Annotated in this window: 10 protein-coding genes and 2 pseudogenes; 6 read left to right on the top strand and 6 right to left on the bottom strand. The window is 57.1% G+C overall.

Annotation, left to right across the window (positions count from 1 at the left end; all coding sequences use genetic code 11):
- Positions 1 to 3: 3 nt before the first annotated feature.
- Positions 4 to 2157: a glycosyltransferase gene (locus DI579_RS03705; protein WP_303678716.1), complete on the bottom strand. Its 2154-nt coding sequence runs from the start codon at positions 2155 to 2157 to the stop codon at positions 4 to 6.
- On the bottom strand, positions 2157 to 3359 hold the full coding sequence (glf, locus tag DI579_RS03700) for a UDP-galactopyranose mutase (RefSeq protein ID WP_290598586.1): 1203 nt from the start codon (positions 3357 to 3359) through the stop codon (positions 2157 to 2159). Before glf ends, DI579_RS03705 begins: the two co-directional genes overlap by 1 nt.
- Positions 3360 to 3620: 261 nt before the next feature.
- Between glf and DI579_RS03695 the strand changes: the two genes are divergently transcribed.
- From DI579_RS03695 to DI579_RS03685, 3 genes are all read left to right on the top strand, one after another.
- Positions 3621 to 4868 carry a lipase family protein gene (locus DI579_RS03695; RefSeq protein ID WP_303678715.1) on the top strand — a complete coding sequence of 416 codons (1248 nt, stop codon included), beginning with the start codon at positions 3621 to 3623 and terminating at the stop codon, positions 4866 to 4868.
- 133 nt (positions 4869 to 5001) lie between these two features.
- A complete protein-coding gene (locus DI579_RS03690) occupies positions 5002 to 6288 on the top strand; it encodes a lipase family protein (protein WP_290598588.1) in 1287 nt (428 codons plus the stop codon).
- A 118-nt stretch (positions 6289 to 6406) separates the two neighbouring features.
- Positions 6407 to 7717, top strand: a complete 1311-nt coding sequence (locus DI579_RS03685; RefSeq protein WP_290598589.1) for a lipase family protein — start codon at positions 6407 to 6409, stop codon at positions 7715 to 7717.
- A gap of 123 nt (positions 7718 to 7840) precedes the next feature.
- On the opposite strand, the pseudogene DI579_RS03680 reads toward DI579_RS03685, so the two are convergent.
- Positions 7841 to 8709: pseudogene (locus tag DI579_RS03680) on the bottom strand (HAD family hydrolase).
- The gene (locus tag DI579_RS03675; RefSeq protein ID WP_290598592.1) at positions 8706 to 10217 is read right to left on the bottom strand and encodes a 1-acyl-sn-glycerol-3-phosphate acyltransferase; all 1512 of its coding nucleotides are present in this window, start codon (positions 10215 to 10217) and stop codon (positions 8706 to 8708) included. The pseudogene DI579_RS03680 and the gene DI579_RS03675 overlap by 4 nt, the downstream one beginning before the upstream one ends.
- A 277-nt stretch (positions 10218 to 10494) precedes the next feature.
- Here DI579_RS03675 and DI579_RS03670 point away from each other — a divergent pair, with 277 nt between their 5' ends.
- From DI579_RS03670 to glpK, 3 genes are all read left to right on the top strand, one after another.
- Entirely contained in the window at positions 10495 to 12228 is a 1734-nt protein-coding gene (locus DI579_RS03670) for a glycerol-3-phosphate dehydrogenase/oxidase (protein WP_290598593.1), read from the top strand.
- Between the two features lie 346 nt (positions 12229 to 12574).
- The gene (locus tag DI579_RS03665) at positions 12575 to 13342 is read left to right on the top strand and encodes an MIP/aquaporin family protein (protein ID WP_290598594.1); all 768 of its coding nucleotides are present in this window, start codon (positions 12575 to 12577) and stop codon (positions 13340 to 13342) included.
- A 58-nt stretch (positions 13343 to 13400) separates the two neighbouring features.
- Positions 13401 to 14921, top strand: coding sequence for a glycerol kinase GlpK (glpK, locus tag DI579_RS03660; RefSeq protein ID WP_303678714.1), 1521 nt, complete (start codon positions 13401 to 13403; stop codon positions 14919 to 14921).
- Positions 14922 to 15333: 412 nt separating this feature from the next.
- On the opposite strand, the gene DI579_RS03655 is transcribed toward glpK, so the two are convergent.
- Complete coding sequence (locus tag DI579_RS03655; RefSeq protein ID WP_290598596.1) at positions 15334 to 16776, bottom strand: phosphatase PAP2 family protein; 1443 nt, start codon at positions 16774 to 16776, stop codon at positions 15334 to 15336.
- A 334-nt stretch (positions 16777 to 17110) separates the two neighbouring features.
- A pseudogene (locus tag DI579_RS03650) lies at positions 17111 to 17524 on the bottom strand (hypothetical protein); the annotation flags it as partial.

The following is a 17524-nucleotide window of genomic DNA, read 5'->3' as shown; positions in this document are numbered from 1 at the left end:
GGATTAATCGAGTGTTTCTGGCCCGAAAATCTGCGACCAGGCTTCCATACTGGTCAGCTGCGGGTGTGCGGCACGGTAGCGGCGCTGCATATCCGACCATTGTTCCCGCAACTGCTTATGCATGGCGAATGTTTCCCGTAGTAACTCTTTAGCTTTATCCAGATCACGCTGGCGATACACCACGCCGCGCCCATCTGCGGTGGTGACGGTAGCCCCATCTAGTCGGCTGAGGGAATACCAGCGGGCATCAATAGGGGGCAGATTCATCTGCGGAGTGCTGTGGTGGTCGGAGTCTGCTGGACGTACTGAATGCAGCACGCCTTTTGCCAGTGCCACAACCTTTTTACGGATACCGCGCGGCTCTACCGTCACCCCACCGGGACCACCGGAGGGAGCGGGGAGATCACTGGCGGAGTGGAGAACAACCGCATCGGGGTAATCGCGACGCATGGCTGCCACCTTCGGAAGTGCGGTGGGAAGAAGCTCGAAGAGAGCATCGGGGCCGCGCAGGAAGTCTTTAACCGCCTCAATCTGGATGGCGACAGTACTGTATTCCAGGCAGAGAGTGTGTTTCATGGCGGCTTTCGCCATGGAGGCCAGCAAGCCGTTAATAGAGGCGCTTGTGGGCTGGGTGAGGGCAGCTACCACCAGGCGGTTGCGGAGGTGGAAGTAGGCCTGCCAGTCGATCGCATCATCCTTGTCTGACCAGGCCATGTGCCAGATGGCGATACCGGGCATGGTGACGGTGGGGAAGCCGTGGGCGCCGGCGCGCAGGCCGAACTCGGCATCATCCCACTTAATAAACAGTGGCAGGGGCTGGCCGATAGTGTCGGCCACAATGCGCGGAATGAGGCACATCCACCAGCCGTTGTAGTCCACATCAATCCGGCGGTGCAGGTCGGCGGTTTCCTCCCAGCGGGGATCAGCCAGGCCAGTGTTTTTGGCGCCGCGGTGGTCGCGAGCGGCCGACAGCGGGTACTGGCTGAAATCGTGGTCGTAGTGGACGTGCGGGGCGGAGGTCCACATGAAGTCGGCGCGGTTGACGACCTCACCCATGGAGTGCAGGTGGCTGCGTTCCTGGAGGTTGAGCATTTGGCCACCCACCAGCATGGGTTTCTTGGCGAAGCGGGCGAAAGCGACAGCGCGCAGAATACTGTCCGGCTCGATGGCAATATCGTCATCCATGTAGAGGATGAACGGCGCGGTGGTGTGTTGGCGGGCCTCATACATGATGCGGCTGTATCCGCCGGAGCCACCCAGGTTGCCTTGCTCAAAACGGAAGAAGCGACCATCCGGGGAGGTAGTGAGGGGTTTACCTGCTGCGTCGGTGGCTCCGTCTACACCTCCACCGATACCGAAATGTCCTGCGGCAGCAGCGAACTCGGGGTGGTCGATAACTTTCTTTGTGCCCTGGTCCGGCATCAGGACAGCCTCAATGACGGCGTCCATGTCCGGGTCGGAGGCTAATGCTTTCAGGGCGGCGACGGCATCATCGGGGCGGTTGAAGGTGGGGATACCGATAACCACCTTGTTGGAGTTATCCAGTTCCTGGGTTAGGCCCGTGTCGGGGTCCACATAGTTGATAGTGGCGGGAGCCGGCGTGCGGGCGTACCAGCCGCCCTCCAAAAGTTCTACGGGGGTGTCGGCGGTAATGTCGAACCACATCCAGCCGCCATCCTCAAAAGGCCCCAGATCCAGGGTGATTTCGACAATGCTGGAGCCGTCTGCGCAGCGAGTTACCTGCGGGCCAATAGCGGATGCGGCAGGTGCGGATACAGGTGTGGCGGCAGCGTCAACATCACCAATAAAGGACGCACCCGTAATGCCGATGCGGGATCCGTCGATCTTGGAACGGTAGGTATCCACGCGGCCCGACCCAGTAAGGTGCAGACGTAGGACAACAGAAGTGAGAGTGCTCCAACGTCGCCAATAGGAGGCGGGCAGACCGTTAAAGTACGTTTCAAAAGAAACTTCGGAGTCTGCCGGGATCCGCAGGGTGGTGCGGCTCGGGGCGTGGCAGCGGCGCGGATTGGTGGAGGCTTCCACCATGTAGAGACTGCGGACGTCGAGAGGCTCACCGGGGCGCGGGGTGATGATGTGGGCGAGCCGCTCCCCCGCGAAGGAGGAGAATTGTGCGGACGTTGGAGCAGTTGTCATTAATGCTGTCCCTTTCCTTTCAGGGGAGCACCCTCAGTCCAGTAAGGGGTCAGGTTGTTATCGAACATGGTGAGGGCAGAGGCGATAGCCATGTGCATGTCCAGGTACTGATACGTTCCTAGACGGCCACCGAAGAGTACCTGGTCATTAGCGGTTTCTTGGGCAGCAAGTTCCCGATAAGCAGCAAGAATCTTGCGATCCTCAGGAGTATTGATGGGGTAGTACGGCTCGTCGTCTTCCTCCGCGAAACGACTGTACTCCTTCATAATGACGGTCTTGTCCTTGGGGTAGCGGTCGGCGCGCTCCGGGTGGAAGTGTCGGAACTCGTGAATACGGGTATAGGGGACGTCTGCGTCGTTGTAGTTCATGACGGCAGTGCCCTGGAAGTCGCCGATGGGGAGGACTTCCACGTCGAAGTCCAGGGTGCGCCAGCCGAGACGACCGGCAGAGTAGTCAAAGTAGCGGTCGAGGGGGCCGGTGTAGACGACGGGGGCGTCGGGATTGGCGGCGCGAATGTCGGCGCGGACGTCGAACCAGTCAGTATCCAACTGCACGTCGATGAGGTCATGGTCGATCATGGCGCGGAGCCAGGCGGCGTAGCCATCTACGGGGAGCCCCTCGTGGGTGTCGTTGAAGTAGCGGTTGTTGAAGGTGTAGCGCACCGGCAGGCGGGTGATGTTGCTGGCGGGGAGTTCCTTCGGGTCGGTCTGCCACTGTTTGGCGGTGTAGTCGCGCACGAAAGCCTCGTAGAGGGGGCGGCCGATTAGCGAGATGGCTTTTTCTTCCAGGTTGGTGGCGTCTTCCGTGTTGACTTCGCTGGCCTGCTCTTTAATGAGGGCGCGGGCTTCGTCCGGGCTGTAGTACTTGCCGAAGAATTCGCAGATAAGGCCGAGCCCCATGGGGAATTGGTAGGCTTTGCCGTCGTGCATGGCGAAGACGCGGTGCTGGTAGTCCGTGAATTTGGTGAATTGGGTGACGTAGTTCCACACACGTTCGTTGGAAGTGTGGAAGAGGTGGGCGCCGTACTGATGTACTTCAATGCCGGTTTCTGGTTCGGGTTGGGAGAACGCGTTACCGCCAATATGGGAGCGTTTTTCAATGATGAGGACGCGCTTGCCAAGCTGGCTGGCGGCACGTTCAGCAATGGTTAGTCCAAAGAAGCCGGATCCGACCACGATGAGGTCGTATGACTGGGTGCTCATTATGTAAACGCCTTTTCTCATGTCAGGAAAGAAAACTCGCGCGGAAGGGTGCAACAGAATATGGGTACGATTCGTCTTTGGCACTGCCTTGGCTGTGAGTCTCTTTAAGCCTAGCGAAAATTAGGGAGATCGCGTGTAGTAGTTTTTTCAGAATTGTTAATACTGTTAAAATTGTTACAAATGTGACTTGCCTTGAGTTAATCTATCTATCGTGATACTTTTCTTGGTTCACGCTTTGGATAGGGATTAAGAAAGAGAATTATGAAGCGTTTGACTACACGACTCCTCGCTGCAGCAGGCGTGCTTGCTCTCACCGTCGGCCTCATCACCCCGGGAACAGCTGAAGCCGCTGCTACCATGCCGACCCCCATACTTGACCCGTTCTTCAACGTTCCTACCTCCCAATACAAGAACAAGGAACACGGCCAGCTTCTCCGTAGTCGTAAACTCCCCGCTTTTCTTGTCCCCGGTGGAAGTGCCACCCAAATGGTGTTCGCCACCCGCAACACCTTCAACAAGCCCACCTACGGCACCGCTGTCCTCGTCAAACCCGCTAACTTCCCCAAGAACGGAAATGTCATTGTTTACAATGACTTCATCAATTCCCTCGGCATTGGCTGCCAGCCAAGTTTCTCCTATTCAAACCTCAACCCCGAGTGGAACACTCGCAGCTTCATCTCCATGTGGTACGCCGCCATCGCCGCCCACTATGGTTATGCCTTCCTTATCCCCGACCACGAAGGCATGAAAGCCGCCTACACCGCGAATATTCATTCCGGACACGTTATCCTTGACGCCGTTCGCGCCATGAAAACCACCCCTGCACTAGGTATGCAGCACAGTTGGACGGGAATGCTCGGCTACTCCGGCGGCGGCATGGCAAGCCTGTGGGCCCTTAACCTCCGCCAACAGTATGCCCCCAATGTTCACTTCTCCGCCGTGGCAGTCGGCGGCGTCCCCACAGACCTGCAATACTACGGTCTCGCCTTCGGAAACCGACCCAATGACGGTTTCGGACTAGCCTTCGCTTCCCTGGTCGGCCTAGAACGCGAATACCCCCGGAGCATGCGCGTCACCCCTCGCCTGTCTGAACACGGCAAGGACAAACTACGTCGTTTGAAAGATGCCTGTTCCCCGCGCCTCCTGGAATCCCTTAAAGGGGAATCCATCGACACTGTTTTCAACGGTGTCAGCTTGCGCCCGGATAAAGAAAAAGACGCCTTCCGCGTTCTTCGCGCCAACAGTCTCTACTACGACCGCCGTCACCCCAGCCGCGGAACAAAACTCTACGTTTTTGGCTCCTACACAGACGCCTCCGCCCCCATTAGGCCACTACGAGCAACACTGCGCCGTTACTGTGCCGCCGGAGTTCATATACAATACAAAGAGGTGAATAACCCGAACCACGTTTCCACCGCCTACTACGATCTTCCCGTCGCAGCCCAATGGCTCTGGAAAATGGGACACGGTACGCCCATACGAGACGACTGCAACCACATCCCTTCCTAAAATCCGCTATACCAAACCGCTACATCGAACTCGTACAATTACATAAAAATAACTGGGCCCCAGGCTGAGGCTCCACAACTAGGCCAAAACTAAGTCTCATAAAGACTTGCAGAAGAAGATAGGATTACCGCCCATGACGGCACAACGCCACCGTCTGAAAAACTTCGTTGCTGCCACACTTGCCGCCACTATGCTGGCAGGTTCATGCATCTCCACGGGAGAGGCCAACGCCACCCCCATTTTCGACGACACTCCCCTAGGGCCATTCTTCAACGTCAGCCAAGCCAAACTGGACTCCGTCCCCAATGGAACCCTTATCCGCATACGTCCCGTCTCCAATTTTGTTGTACAGGGTACACAGGTTTTCCAATACGTCTTCAAAACCACAAACTCACACGGTAAGGCCGTCCTAGCCAGTGCTGGCGTCATGCGACCCATCATTGCCCGCCCCAATAACAACGTCCTTATCTACAACGATTTCATTAACTCCCTCGGGGTAGAGTGCCAGCCGTCCTTCGCATTTAACGCCGCCGCCGACTACATCACCACTGCTGGTAGAACCCCCAACGCCGCACGCAAAGCCGAAATTACGACTCGCAACGCATCCCTCATCGGCATGGGTGCACTTGCTGCAGTGTGGGGCATTACCACCATCTTCCCCGACTTCCTAGGACTACAATCTGCCTACGGCGCCAACATTCTTGGCGGACACATCACACTAGATGCCATTAAGGCAGCCCGCCAGGTTAAACACCTCAATATCCCCAACCCGAAGATTATCCTGTCCGGCTACTCCGGCGGTGCCATGGTAGCCGCCTACGCCGCCGCCATGGCCCCCACCTACGCCCCTAACCTCAACATTGTGGGCATGGCAGCCGGCGGAATGCCTGCTAACATGGTGTGGATGGGGAAAGCCCTCGGTAACAACCGCCACCCCGGTTTCGGCATCATTATGGGCGCCATGCTTGGGCTGGAACGCGAATACCCCAACCGGATGAACGTTTACAACCGTTTATCCAAGAAGGGCAAGCGCATTGTTAACGCTAACCGCGACGCCTGCACTCCCCGCATGTTGGACGCCATGAAGAACGAGTCCGCCACCACCATGTTTAACAACGTGAAACTGCGCGAGCAGCATAATGAGTTCAAAGTTTTCGCAGAAAACAGCATCATTAACTACAAGCCAGCACCACGCGTTCCCACCTTCCTCTGGTCCAGCGACCGTGACGACCTCGTCCCCATCCGCTACATTCGGACAGTGACAAAACACTGGTGCGCAACCAGCCCACACCTGAAAGTTCAGCTTGTTGACACCCACGTCTTCAACCACGTCGCCAACGCCACAGTAGGCGCCTGGATTGCCTTCCCGTGGGTCCTAGGCCGTTTCGCCGGAATACCCCCAAAGAACACTGAATGCTAAGGCCACTAAACTTTTACACATACTTTGCTCTCCTCCAGCAAGGGAGCAAAGTACCAGCTTAGGCAAGAAATCGCTAGAGTATTGCCCAGCTACGTATTAAGAGAAAGAGAGAAAGCTGATGATTCGCAGTTGTCGAAAAAAAGTCGTGTCGGCACTGTGCGCACTAGCACTAGCAGCGGGTACCGCAGTAACCGTATCCCCCGGCGCTAATGCCACCCCCATTTACCCCTCCAAGGTAAAAGACCCCTACTTCCAGGTTCCGAAATCTAAGTATCAGAACCTCACGCACGGCAAGCTCATTAAGAGCCGCAGCATGAAGCTGCCGCAGTTCCCCCGCACTATGGCGGAACAGATGGTGTTTGCCTCCACAAACTCCCACGGAGAGAAGATCTTCTCCACGGCACTTCTCCTCCGCCAGGCACATTCCTATGCCCTCCCCAACGTGCCAACGCTGGTGTACAACCACTTCATCAACTCTCTCGGCACGGAATGTCAGCCGACATTCTCGCTGACAACCCCCATTAACCAGTTCAACAATGTTGAATCCCTCACCACCGCCGCGGAAATTACCGCTGGGCTTAACGCGGCACTCACCATGGGTTGGAATATCCTCCTCCCCGACTTCGAGGGAATGCAAGGTGCCTACGGTGCCAACATTCTTGCTGGGCACATTATTCTTGACGCCGTTACCGCACTTGTCACCACCCCCAAGTTCAACTCCCGCCACTCTAAAGTTATCCTCGGAGGATATTCTGGCGGTGCCATGACAACCGTCATCGCAGCCGCCATGGCGCCGAAGTACGCACCCATTCCCCACTTCGTTGGTGCTGCCGCCGGCGGTACCCCCGCAGATATGGAATGGATGGGGAAAGCCCTGGGAAACAGGCCAAACCCCGGATTCGGTATCCTCGCCGGCACCATGATTGGGCTGGAGCGCGAATACCCCGACCGCATGAACATCTACGACCGCATGCGCCCAGAGTGGAAGAAACGCATGCGCAATGGGCTTAAAGACTCCTGCGTCTCCACCATGGTTGCCAGCTTCTCCGGACAATCCATGCGTACCGTCTTCAACAATGTTGACGTCTACAAACAGCACCGCGAGTTCAAGGTCGTGCGGGAAAACAGCCCCCTGTACTACCCGTTGAACCCCAAGATGCCGCTCTACTTCTACCACGGCAACCAGGACATTGCAGTGCCCGTCGCCAAGCTGAAGCAACTAGCGCACCGCTACTGCAAGGCCGGCACGCACGTCACTCTAGCCACCATGGACCTCTCCGAGCACCTGCTTGTGGGCTTCGTGGGACTCCCCGGTGCACTAGCCTGGGCACAGAGTCGATTCGCAGGACTTCCTGCCCCGAATGACTTCTGTGAGGGCCGCGAATACAACATTCTGCCCCTAGGACAGTTAAAGCCCTCCACTAAGTAAATAGTACGGGGCACAACCTCTCTATCTCTTCATCGAGTCTCACCACAAAGAGTCTCACTACAAGGGTGGGGCGGGAAGCACACAGCTTCCCGCCCCACCCTTGTATTATTCAGCCAGCAGTTATTATTCAGCTAGCAGTCTCTCCATGACGAGAGCGACGCCGTCATCATCATTGGATGCTGTTACTTCATCCGCCGCCGCCAAAACTGCATGATGCGCATTCTCCACCGCAACACCCCACGTGGATAGCTGCAGCATATCCATATCATTGGGCATATTTCCGAAAGCCACTACGGCCTCCTCCGGCACGTCCCAGCAATCCAGCAGGTACGCCAGCGCTTCCCCTTTGTGGCCAATGGGTGGGAAATCTCCAATAATCCACTGTCGATGGAGTACGTTACGTGTGCTACTGGATCCACCAGTGGGCGCACTATCTCCGCCATCTCCGCGCTAGACAATTCTGTACACCGCACGAGCAGTTTCGCCGCCGGTTCCTCCGACAGTGCCGCCAGGGTAGTGCGTGGGGCATTCTGCTCATACCAGACTTCCTCCGCATTCTCGGCGATAAGGAACTCTCCCGGTAAGTGCCCGTCACCCTGGGATTGCGTATCCGCACCGCTACGCTCTACCGCGAAACACGCCTCCGGGAGAGCCCGGTGAATAGACTGCACAATATCCGTCAACTCCGCCGACTGTAATAGCGTGCGCCGCAGTATCTTATGGCGAAAAGCATCATAGATAAGCGCCCCATTCATACAGATACACAGGGGAGAGACCGGTAATTGCTGCCACACGGGAGGAAGCCACCGAAGAGGGCGACCCGTGGCGACAATGAGTGGAATATGGCGCTCCGCGAGACGTGCGATAGCTGCGCGGCTACGGGGCGACACCTGCTTGTGGGAATCCAGCAGTGTGCCGTCAAGATCGGTTGCTACCAGCCTTAATCCGCCGCGTGCACAAGGAGCGAATGAGCGTTGGCCACCATCACTCATGCATCATCGCCGTTGAGCTCGGGGTTAGGCTCGGCATTAGGCTCTGCATTGCCTAGCTCATTAGCGTCATCTAAATCCGCATCGTCTAGTTCTGCATCGTCGGTAGCGGTGTCGTCAAAAACTCGTATTACTTCCTCGGTGGCGCGGGCAGCGTTCTCCAAGGCCCGAGACGTCTCCCGCTCGGCGTGTTTTACTGCAGCTTCTTCTTTTTGAATAGCTGTACGGATCTCGTCGGCAGCGGCCTGCTCCATGCGCTTCTCACGAGCGATGGCGTGGCGAATATGCCGCTCCTCGCTGGACTTCCGCACTGTCTCCTCAGCATCGGAGAGATACGCCAGCAGCGATTCAGCTTTCTGCGAAAGATACTCCGCACCCGACTGTAACGATTTGGCAGCACGATGCCGGAAACCTGTCGCGAATTCCGTCACCGAATCCGTGCCCGCGCCCAATTTGCGGGAGGCTTTACGGGCAGAACGAACAGTTGCCTGCTCCAACTCCACTGTCGCAGATGCAACCGTCTCCGTCATGTAACGCAGTGATCCGGCACCGGCTTTACGCTTCACTTCTTCCCCGCCTTGCTCAGCGGCCTCCACAAGTTCCTCAGCCGCTTTCGTAAGACTTTCGGCAGCTTCGCGCATACTGGTAAGCCGGGAGAGTTTAGCCTCCGGATCGGCCTCGTCAAGGGTGGCATCTTTTGTGTTGAGGATAGCGGAATGGACCTCTTTGGCCGCTTTCGCCGAGTGCCGCATCACCGAGTTGGCGTACTTGCGGTGCTTGTCGATTCTGTCGTCGTCAGCCTGTGCTTCCTCCAAGGTGGGGGCACTGCCTCCAAAACGAGCGGGTACCCAGGGAAGGCCCGGCTCAAAGGGGCCGAATTCTTCAAAGTAGCGGTTGCGGACGTCCTCTAAGGTGTCCTTGAGAACGGTGTGGAGTTGTTCGGTGAGTTCGTCGACGTCGCCGCCTGCTACATCAATGGGCTCACAGTAGTGCACCATGAAGGGGAGGTTGCGCTCCAGGTTGGGTTTTGTGTTGCGGCGCCATACGCGGTGGGATCCCCACACGATAACGGGATAGATTTTGACGCCGGCGGTCTGCGCCATGCGCACTGCACCTGTTTTTAGGCTCTTAATCTCGAAGGAGTCGGACATGGTGCCTTCGGGGAAGATGCCCACAATTTCCCCGTTTTTGAGTTTGTCGATTGCCATATTCATGGAATCGCGACCGGCGATACGATCCACCGGAATTTGCCCCAGGGCACGCATGAGCGGTCCCGCGATGGGGTTTTCGAAAATTTCTTGTTTTGCCATGAAGTGCGGTTGGCGTTTGGCGGCCAGAAGCGGCATGGCAGCGAAGTAGAAGTCTACGTATCCGGTGTGGTTGATGCAGAGGAGGGCGCCGCCTTTGCGGGGAATATTCTCCTCCCCGGTGATGATGACATTGTATTTAAGGGCACGCGCAATAAATTTTGAGAGGTGGTTTGCCACTGCAAAGAGAGGTTCGAACGCCATTCCCCCACTGTAATGCGAAAATTAGAAGAAAACTAGATAACAACATTTTCCATTGAAACTGGTGCTTTTAGACATGACAACCCAAAAGTGTGACGCATACCACTAAATTAGGGCGGTATTTGGCCAGTTCGCCTGCAAAATTGTGTAATCCACCCCACAACTAGCTATTTAGCTGCAGAAACAACGTTTTACCGGCACGCGGGTACGATGTACGGTGAAGCAGTACCCACTCCCTAAGTTATTAGGGATATAAAGGTTTTCTTACAGGAGGACTCACTTGTCTGCACCGTCCGAACTCACGCTTGAGCTCCGCGAAACTAACTGGGATCGCCTCGGCTCCGAAAAATTCGACATTCTTATCATCGGCGGTGGCTCCGTCGGTGTAGGCGCCGCTCTCGACGCCGCTACCCGTGGCCTCAAGGTTGCCATGGTTGAAGCCCGCGACCTAGCTTGCGGTTCCTCCAGCCGTTCATCCAAGATGTTCCACGGCGGCCTGCGTTACCTGCAGCCCAACCCAATTCCGCAGTTCGGCCTCGTCGCAGAATCCCTGCACGAGCGCGAACTGTCCATGCACACCCTGGCACCGCACCTCGTTAAGCCACTAAAGTTCATCTACCCCCTCACCAAGCCCTTCATTGAGCGCCCCATCATGTTCTGCGGCTTCACCCTTTACGACCGCATGGGTGGCGCTAAGACTGTCCCGATCCAGAAGCACTTCAGCCGCAAGAGCATCCTCAAGAAGATTCCTTCCTTGAAGCCCAAGGCTACCTGCGGTGGCGTTCAGTACTACGACACCCTCGTCGACGATGCCCGCCACACCATGATGGTTGGCCGTACCGCCGCCAAGTACGGTGCCGTTATCCGCACCTCCACCCAGGTTATTGACTTCCTCAAGGAAGGCGACCGCATTGTCGGCGTCACCATTAAGGACACCGAAGACGGCCGCACCGAGAACGTCCACGCTTCCGCCGTCATCAACGCCACCGGCGTATGGACCGACGAAATGCAGGACCTCGCTGGCGCCAAGGCTGCGTTCCACGTTCACCAGTCCAAGGGCATCCACATTGTCGTTCCCAAGGAATGCATCAAGTCTGACTCCGCTCTGTGCTTCGTCACCGAGAAGTCCGTCCTCTTCGTTATTCCGTGGGGCAACTACTGGATCGTCGGCACCACTGACACCAGCTACAAGCTAGATCTGGCTCACCCGGCTGCCACCAAGACCGACATCGACTACGTGCTCGATGAGCTCAACTCCCGTCTCCAGGAGCCCGTCACCTACGCCGACATCGTTGGTGTGTACGCCGGCCTCCGCCCGCTCGTTGCTCAGGCTGGCCAGGAGAACACCGAGAAGCTCGCCCGTAACCACGAAGTTGCTCACCTCTGCCCCGGCCTCGTCTCCGTCGCCGGTGGTAAGTACACCACCTACCGTGTCATTGGTAAGGACGCCGTAGAAGCCGCCCTCCAGGACGTTCCTGGCCAGGTTTCCGAGTCCACCACCGAAGAGACCCCCATCATCGGTGCTGACGGCTACTGGGCCCTCACCAACCAGCTCGACGCTCTGGCCGCCAAGTACGGCATCACCGTCGCCCAGGTTGACCACCTCCTCAACCGCTACGGCTCCCTCATCTTCGACGTACTCTCCTACGCCAAGGATGACGAGTCCCTCAAGAAGCCCATCACCAACGCTGAAGGCTACCTCCGTGTTGAGGCCGTCTACGCCGCTGCTGTGGAAGGTGCCCTGCACCTTGAGGACGTTATCGCCCGCCGTACCCGCATCTCCATCGAATACGATGATCGCGGCATGGATTCCGCCCAGGAAATCGCCGACCTCATCGCCCCGATCCTCGGCTGGGACGACGCCACCAAGGCCAAGGAAGTTAAGCTCTACCAGGATCGCGTGGTTGCCGAGCTCAACTCCCAGAAGGCTCTTACCGACGAAGAGGCCGATGCTCGCCGCAACGAGGCTGCTGAAGCCCGTGCCGAGTACGTCGACAACGTTGACAAGAAGTAAGATACAAACCACACCACGGCTTACTTTTTTACACAAGTAAGTTTCTGATGTGAAAGACCGCCTCCCTGTACTCCCGGGGGAGGCGGTCTTTTTATGTCTTTGTTAAGCGCACCTTCATCGCATATTTTTTAACGATAAATCCGCTTTTTATTCCCCTTTATGTCTCCTAATTTCCGTAAAGTTGCCGTAATTAAGACATGTCACCTGCACTAACCGATTTGCGTGAGGCAACAAAACTACCACTTGGCGGGGAACAAAATACCATTAAGTCAAGATCTGTCATTGCACTATTCCGTGTGCTCAGATTCTCCCCTTCGCTCCCCTGACAAGGACTAAGCATATGTACATGATCAACGGAAATGAACTCAGCGGCGCTGAAATTTTCGGCTGGGAATTCCTCGGCACTATGGTGCTGCTGCTACTCGGTAATGGTGTTTGCGCAGCAAACAGTCTCCGCACCTCTGCCGCCAAGAACACCGGCTGGCTCCTCATCGCTTTCGGATGGGGCCTCGCTGTCTTCGCCGGCGCATCCGTCTCTCATCCCACTGGCGGACACATCAACCCCGCCGTAACACTGGCCCTCTGCATTGCAGATAAGACTCCCTGGGGAGCCTTCATCTACTACATTCTGGGCCAATTCCTGGGTGCCATGGTGGGAGCCCTCCTCGCATGGGCTGCCTTCAAGCAACAGTTCGACGCCAACGCCTACAACGACGACGGCACTGAATCTGGTGCCAATGCCACTATCGGTAACGTCTTCCACACTCGCCCCGCCGGCAAGAGCATGGTATGGAACCATGTGACCGAGATCATTGCCACCTTCGTACTGGTACTTTTTATCCTCGTTGGCCTTTGGAATAATGACCCAACTAACCTCGGTAACCTCACATACGCCGGCGTAGCAGGTATCATTGTTGCTATCGGCATGAGCCTCGGCAGCCCCACCGGTTACTCCCTCAACCCGGCACGTGACCTCGGCCCCCGCATCATGTACGCCTTCGTTCTTCCCATCAAGGGCAAGGGCACGGGCGAATGGAAGAACGCCATTCACCCCACTGTTGGCCCGCTGATCGGTGCCGCACTGGCCGCCGCCGTTTACCTCGCCATCGCCTAATCTGTATAACCGAATAGGCTCTACTAAACTTAATGAACTCTCTTGAGGAGAAAGTCCCGTGACTAAAAAGAAGTACATCGCAGCCATCGACGAAGGCACTACCTCCGCTCGCTGCATCATCTTCGACCACGACGGCGAGATCGTGTCCGTTGGCCAAATGGAATTCGAACAGATCTTCCCGCAAAAAGGCTGGGTTGAACACAATCCCCTAGAGATCTGGGACTGCGTCCGCCGCGTTGCCGGTGAAGCACTAGCCGACGCCGATCTTGCCCCCTGCGACCTTGCCGCCCTCGGTATTACCAACCAGCGCGAAACCACCATCGTGTGGGACAAGAACACTGGCGAGCCCATCTACAACGGCATCGTCTGGCAGGATACTCGTACCTCCGGCATCTGCCACGAACTCGCTGGCGACGACGGCATCTACAAGTACCAGAAGAAGACCGGCCTGCCGCTCAGCTCCTACTCCTCCGGCCCGAAGATCAAGTGGATCCTAGACAACGTTGACGGCGCCCGCGCCAAGGCAGAAAAGGGAGACCTCCTCTTCGGCACCCCCGACACCTGGATCCTGTGGAACCTCACCGGCGGCGCCAACCCAGAAGGCGAACCAGCCGTCCACGCCACCGACGTCACCAACGCCTCCCGTACACTGCTCATGGACATCAACACCCTGCAGTGGGATGAGGAACTCTGCGACGCCATGGGCATCCCCATGTCCATGCTCCCCGAAATCCGCCCCTCCTCCGGCGAATTCGGCGTCGTCCACGACCGTTCCAACCTGGCTGGCGTCCCCATCACCGGTATTCTCGGCGACCAGCAAGCTGCCACCTTCGGCCAGCTCTGCTTCAAGCCTGGCGAAGCCAAGAACACCTACGGCACCGGCCTGTTCCTCCTCATGGGAACCGGCACCGAGCCGAAGTTCTCCGAGCACGGCCTCATCACCACCGTCTGCTACCAGATCGGTGACGAGAAGCCCGTATACGCACTGGAAGGCTCCGTCGCTATGGGCGGTTCCCTCGTACAGTGGCTGCGCGACAACCTGAAGATGGTCCCCAACGCACCCGCCTGCGACCGCCTGGCCGAAACCGTAAAGGACAACGGCGGCGTCTACTTCGTCCCCGCCTTCTCCGGCCTACTGGCCCCTCGTTGGCGTGACGACGCCCGCGGCGTTATCGTCGGCCTCACCCGCTACGCTAACCGCGGCCACATCGCCCGCTCCGTCCTGGAGGCCACCGCCTACCAGACCCGTGAGCTTGTGGACGCCATGGTCGCCGACTCCGGCGTACAGCTGAAGGAACTGAAGGTTGACGGCGGCATGGTGAAGTCTGAGCCGCTCATGCAGTTCCAGGCAGATATCCTCGACGTGCCCGTCATCCGCCCGAAGGTGGCCGAGACCACCGCCCTGGGTGCCGCCTACGCTGCCGGCCTACACGTTGGCTTCTGGGATAGCATTGACGAGCTGAAAGCCAACTGGAGCGAAGACAAGCGCTGGGAGCCCAAGATGGATCAGGACACCCGCGATCGTCTCTTCGGCGAATGGAATAAAGCCGTTGAACGCACCTACGGCTGGGAAGAGTAATTCCTTCCTGCATTCTTATGCGCTAGCGCATTAGCGCTTTGAACATACTAAACGGTGGGCACCCCTGAGGGGGTGCCCACCGTTGTTTATGCGGCCAGCTAGTTGAGTCACTTCCTATTCTGCATAAGTACTACTTAACAGTAGCGATAGCAGGGACGCGACTAGGGGCGCGGCTGTGGTGGTACATGCCGTCACGCCGCAGTATCCAATTATGCAAGCACAGTGCGTGTAGCTAATGGGATAGGGGCAGCGCAGGAAAGAACAGAAATGGAGTTCACGCCCGGCGCTAATCAGTGCTTGCGACTGTGCTTAAGACTGTTAGTGCTGGGCGTGAACTCAGTGGTATGAAGTTGTGACGCTATAGGCACGTGGATAGCAGGCGCGGAATGCGTGCGCTAAACAGCGTGCATGCTTAGGCCGCGAAGCGGACCTGAATGGCGCCGTTGCCGAGCTGCTTGACGTGGGCGGAAAGTGCCTTGGCGAGGTTAATACGCTGCCAGAAGCCATCTTGTCCCTCGAAGTCTAGCGGGGAGCCAGAATCCATGGAGGACAGCATGAGGATACGATCACGCTGAGCATCAGTGAGCTGCGGGTACTTGGCAAGAAGGAGAGCGGAAGCTGTTTCAGGAACAGTCATTGGCTGTCCAGCCTTGCCAACATTCGGAAGGTTGTAGTTCATGCGAGCGGTGTAGACACGGATGGACTCTGCCTCGGAGAGGAAGGGCTTACCTTGTTTCCAGCATTTCATGATGGTGGTTCCGCATGCCTTCTCAACAATGGCACGAGTGTCGCGAGCGGCTTCTGCAATCAGCGGGTAGAAGCGCTTATCGGCGAAGTGCCATGCCATGGAGGCGGTGCCGGTCATACGGCCGGCGACGGTATCCAGTGGGTAGTGCACACCCATCACCACGCGGTTGAAACCAACTTCGGAAGCGCGGGCGAGAAGCTGAGGTGCAAACTCCGGGAAGACAGCCGCAAGAATGATGCCCTTGATGTAGGCGCGGTTAGTGTGGCCGGAGGGGTAGGAAAGGGCAAGACCAGAGTACCCTTTATCGCTATTAAAGTCGCCCTGGGTCTCGTAGTAGTACTTGAGATGCTCAGGGAACTCCTTGAAGGGGCGCGGGTTGCGGTAGTGGGCCTTCTCCAAACCGGTGGCATTGGTGAAGTTGAAGGCGCGGGACATGTCGCCACCCACCAGCTGCTGGAGTTTCACAAGTTTGCCGCCGATGTAAAGATCGCGGTAGATCTTGCCGAGGCGGGTGCCCAATGCGTCGGACATGGTGATGAGGTTCTCATCATTGGAGTCTGCAACGGCGCGCTGAATTTGGACGAGGCTGGCATTATTGTTGATGGACATCACAAGGTTTGCGTTGGCCGTCTTGATATCCGCACGGTCCATAGCCGCATAGAATCCAGAGATAACCTTTGAATAGCTGATGTTCTTGGGGACATCGGAGCGGTAGAGGGTGGCCAGCTGCTCGGGCTTGAAACCCTCTTTGCTATCCATGGAGTTTTTGTCGGGGCCTTTACCCATGGGGGCTACAAACTGGTAGGGGTTGTAGCCGGGCTGGCGGGTGAAGAGGCGTGCGTTGGCAGGCTTGGTTTGCTTGCCTGCAATCATGATGTAGCCGCGGGTGGGACCGCTAAGTTCTTGGGGTGCAGAGGTGTATTCGAGACGCGAATTTCCTTTAGAGGTGCCCTTGTTGAGGGTCATTCCGTCTTGGCCAATGGTGAAGACGGTAGCGTCTTGCTGTTGTGTAACAGGAAGAGCCTGGGCGGTGCCGGCCAGCAGTGCGGTCATGCTAAGTGCAGTGGCTGCGGGGACGGCGAAGCGCTTGTAAAGGCGAGAAGCCATGATGTGTTAAACCTCAGAAACGATCTAGTTGGACACTATGTATCGTAGTTGGATAAAAGGGGGTTCTGATATCCCAGAACCTCCTTTTATCAGGGAATTAACCGTTTATTTGCACAGAATTATATTTTTCGTTGACGACTATGTAAGCGCCATGCCGCCGCAGCGACTAAGACAATGGCCAGATGTTCCGCTTATACCATGCATATCCTGTAGATACATCGCACACCACAATCTGATACCACACCCCATACCGCAGCCCTATACCAACAGAGTGGGTGACGATGGCCGCAGCCACCATCACCCACTCTGTTAGATACGATATATTTACTTGTATTTACTCAGACGTGTTGCCGGGCATGCTATTAGAAGAGTTGTCGGCGGAACCATCATCTGTAGTGCCATGCGGCGCAGAAAAATCCGGCCGATCAAATGGGGCAGTCTGCGTAGGCTGTGCACCCTGCGCAGTCTGTGCGTTCTGTCCATGGTTGCGGGGATCTGGGTATTCCTGCCCGAACTGATCCGACTGCGGGGAATAGGGCGGCTGACCCGGCTGGGCAAATTGGCCAGGCTGACCAGAGTGACCATAGGGAGCAGCGGGCATCTGCTGGCCATACGGAGCACCATAACTAGGCTGATCCATCTGTCCCATAGAGCCCATGTTGTTCTGCGACCCAGGATAACCGGCCTGGCCAGGCTGACCCGGCTGGCCAGGTTGTTGCCCAGGCTGACCGAAGTGCCCAGGCTGACC

Origin of the sequence: Lawsonella clevelandensis, assembly GCF_003241315.1 — a bacterium.
Lineage (GTDB): Bacteria > Actinomycetota > Actinomycetes > Mycobacteriales > Mycobacteriaceae > Lawsonella > Lawsonella clevelandensis_A.
This window is presented reverse-complemented; position numbering and strand designations above follow the sequence as displayed.